The following is a 2,683-nucleotide window of genomic DNA, read 5'->3' as shown; positions in this document are numbered from 1 at the left end:
CCGGACAACTCGGCCCACTCCGCGCCCCGTTGGCGCTCCCAGGTCAGTTGGGCTGGCCGATCGGACGTACGACGACGGTGTTGACGTCGACTCCCTCCGGCTGTTGGATCGCCCAGACGATCGAGTCGGCCAGCTGGTCGGCCGTCAGCAGATGCCCCGGGGGCAGGCTGCCGTAGCTGTCCCAGAAGGGGGTCTCGACGCGCCCGGGGGCCACCAGTGTCACACCGACGCCGAACTCCGTGACCTGGCGGCGGGTGTTCTCGGCGAGGCCGGTCACCGCCCACTTGGTCGCCCCGTAGAGATTGCCCGGTGTGTTGACGAACCCCGCGACACTGCCGACCAGCACGATCCGGCCCCGGGTCTCCTTCAGCGCGTCGATCGCGGCCCTGATGAGCAGGGCGGGCCCGAGCACGTTGGTCAGCACCATCTCGGACCAGCCGGCCGGGTCACCCTCAGCGACGGAGTCGTGGGTGGCGAACCCGGCGTTGGCGACGACCGTGTCCAGCCGCCCGAACTCCTTCAGCGTCGTCTCGACGGCGCCGCGCACGTCGTCGTACTGTGCCGCGTTCCCGGGAATCGTCAACAAGCCCTGAGGGCGCCCGAGTTCCTCGGCGAAGCCGTTCAGCCGCTCCTGGCCCCGGCCGGTGACGGCGACCCGGTGGCCGGCGGCGAGCAGCTGCCGTGCGACGGCGGCGCCGATTCCGCTGGCGCCGCCGGTGACGAGTGCGACGGGTGAGTCGGTCATGGTGTCTGCCCCCTGTGTGTGCCACGCATGTGCACGCATAAGCCGTGCGCGTCGGTTGACAGCGGGGAGTCCATCACTTGAAGCGCCCTCGAAGTCAAGCCCGGGCGGGCGCGGTCACGTCTGCGGTTTGCTGCCCGTGTACACCGTGTGCGTGGCCAGGACGAAGATGTCGGGGCGGTGGTGCAGGCCTGCCTTGTCGTCGGGGTCGAGGAGGCGGTCGAGGGTGGCGCGGTCGTCGGCGTCGAGCTCCTCCGCGAACATCGTGCGGCGGCGGTCGAAGACACCGATCACATAGGCGCGGGCCGCGTCCGTGAGCGGGGCGGGGAGATCGAGAAGGAAGGAGCGGGTGCCGGAGGGGCGCAGGCCGGCGGCGGTGAGCAGGGCCGGCCAGTCCTCCGTCTCGCGCACGTGACCGGGCAGGGAGGTCCGCATCTCGCCGAACCAGTACTGCTCGACCATGTCGAGCCGCGTCTCCAGGCCGGGGCGCCCGAAGCCGAGGTCGCGCGGCAGGTTCCGCTCGGGGAGACCGCCCTCCATCACGGCGAGCGTGCCACCCGGCGCGAGTACGGCGGCGAGCGCGGTGAGCGCGGCGCGCTGGTCCCCGACGTGGTGCACGGCCCTGCTCGACCACACCAGATCGGCGGGATACTCCAACTCACCCAGTCCGCCCGGGAGTTCGGCCAGTACAGTACTGAAGCGGTCGGCGGAGCCGAAGCGTTCGGCGTTCTCGCGGGCCCGTTCCAGGAGCGGCACCGAACTGTCGGCCGCGACGATACGCGCCTCGGGGAACGCCTTCGCGAAGAAGCCCGAGATGATGCCGGGGCCGCTGCCCGCGTCGACGATGAGCCCCGGTTCGGGCTGCTGCCCGGCCAGCCAGGCCAGGGCGTCGGCGTAGAGGGGCGCGAACAGTTCGGCCTGCCCCTCCAGGTGCGGGATCATCGTGGCGAAGTCGATGTCGTCGTGGTTGTGGGAATGACTGTGGGCGGGGGTGGGCGCCTGGTCGTGGTCATGATCGTGCCGGTGCTGATGGGCCATGGTGTGCGGGCCTCCCGTTGTCGTTGGCACCAGCCTGCTCCGACCTCGCCGAACCGGCCAGTTCTGTTGCCGTTACGGCAAACAGGAATCCCCTCTCGACCCCGCTCGGCAAAAACCAGGTGCGCGGGACAGTCCCTCTCCCCCACGATGTCCGGATGGACGATGAGCTTGTGAAGCGTTTCCTCGAAGACGGGTTCGTGAAGATCGAGGGCGCTTTCCCGCCTCGTGTCGCCGAACACTGCGCACGGATACTGTGGCGGGAGACGGGGTGCGACCCGGACGACCCTGGCACCTGGACGAAGCCCGTGCACTGGGTGTCGGAGATGGCGCAGGGCCCGTTCGCCGCCGCGGTCAACACGCCTGTGCTGCATGAGGCGTTCGACGCGCTGGTGGGCGAGGGCCGCTGGGCGTCACGCTATTCGCTGGGCAGCTTTCCGCTGCGGTTTCCGCACGAGGAGGAACCGGACGACGCGGGCTGGCACATCGAGGGGAGCTACTCCCCCGAGGGCGCGACCTGGCCGTACACGAACCTTCGCTCGCGGGACCGGTCCCTGCTGATGCTGTTCCTGTTCACCGAGGTCGACGAGGCGGACGCCCCGACCCGTATCCGGGTGGGCTCCCATCTGGACGTACCCCCACTGCTGGAGCCGTACGGCGAGGAAGGTGTCTCGGGTCTGGAGATAGCCCCGCAGCTGGTGACAGCCTCGGCCCACCGGCCGTTGGCGTACGCCACGGGGAGCCCCGGCGACGTGTACCTCTGCCACCCTTTCCTGGTCCACGCGGCGCAACCGCACCACGGCACCCGCCCCCGCTTCATGGCCCAGCCCCCACTGCACCCGACGGCCCCCTACGAGCTGGACCGTACGGACGAGACGTACTCCCCGGTGGAACTGGCGATCCGCC

General features: G+C 70.3%; 3 protein-coding genes. 1 reads left to right on the top strand and 2 read right to left on the bottom strand.

Annotated features, from left to right (window positions below):
• Positions 1 to 43: 43 nt before the first annotated feature.
• Together STRTUCAR8_RS40250 and STRTUCAR8_RS40245 are read right to left on the bottom strand one after the other, a co-directional pair.
• Positions 44 to 745, bottom strand: coding sequence for an SDR family oxidoreductase (locus STRTUCAR8_RS40250; RefSeq protein WP_006382137.1), 702 nt, complete (start codon positions 743 to 745; stop codon positions 44 to 46).
• A 114-nt stretch (positions 746 to 859) separates the two neighbouring features.
• The gene (locus STRTUCAR8_RS40245) at positions 860 to 1,780 is read right to left on the bottom strand and encodes a class I SAM-dependent methyltransferase (protein WP_006382133.1); all 921 of its coding nucleotides are present in this window, start codon (positions 1,778 to 1,780) and stop codon (positions 860 to 862) included.
• 155 nt (positions 1,781 to 1,935) lie between these two features.
• On the opposite strand from STRTUCAR8_RS40245, the gene STRTUCAR8_RS40240 reads away from it, so the two are divergent.
• The coding region (locus STRTUCAR8_RS40240) for a phytanoyl-CoA dioxygenase family protein (RefSeq protein WP_044473722.1) at positions 1,936 to 2,683 on the top strand (748 nt) is incomplete at its 3' end.

Origin of the sequence: Streptomyces turgidiscabies Car8 (genome assembly GCF_000331005.1) — a bacterium.
GTDB lineage: Bacteria > Actinomycetota > Actinomycetes > Streptomycetales > Streptomycetaceae > Streptomyces > Streptomyces turgidiscabies.
The sequence above is the reverse complement of the archived record's forward strand: the minus strand, read 5'-3'. Positions and strand labels throughout refer to the sequence as shown.

Coding starts and splice junctions, on each gene's coding strand:
- STRTUCAR8_RS40250 (WP_006382137.1), bottom strand. CDS start 745: ATGACCGACTCACCCGTCGCACTCGTCACCGGCGGCGCCAGCGGAATC.
- STRTUCAR8_RS40245 (WP_006382133.1), bottom strand. CDS start 1,780: ATGGCCCATCAGCACCGGCACGATCATGACCACGACCAGGCGCCCACC.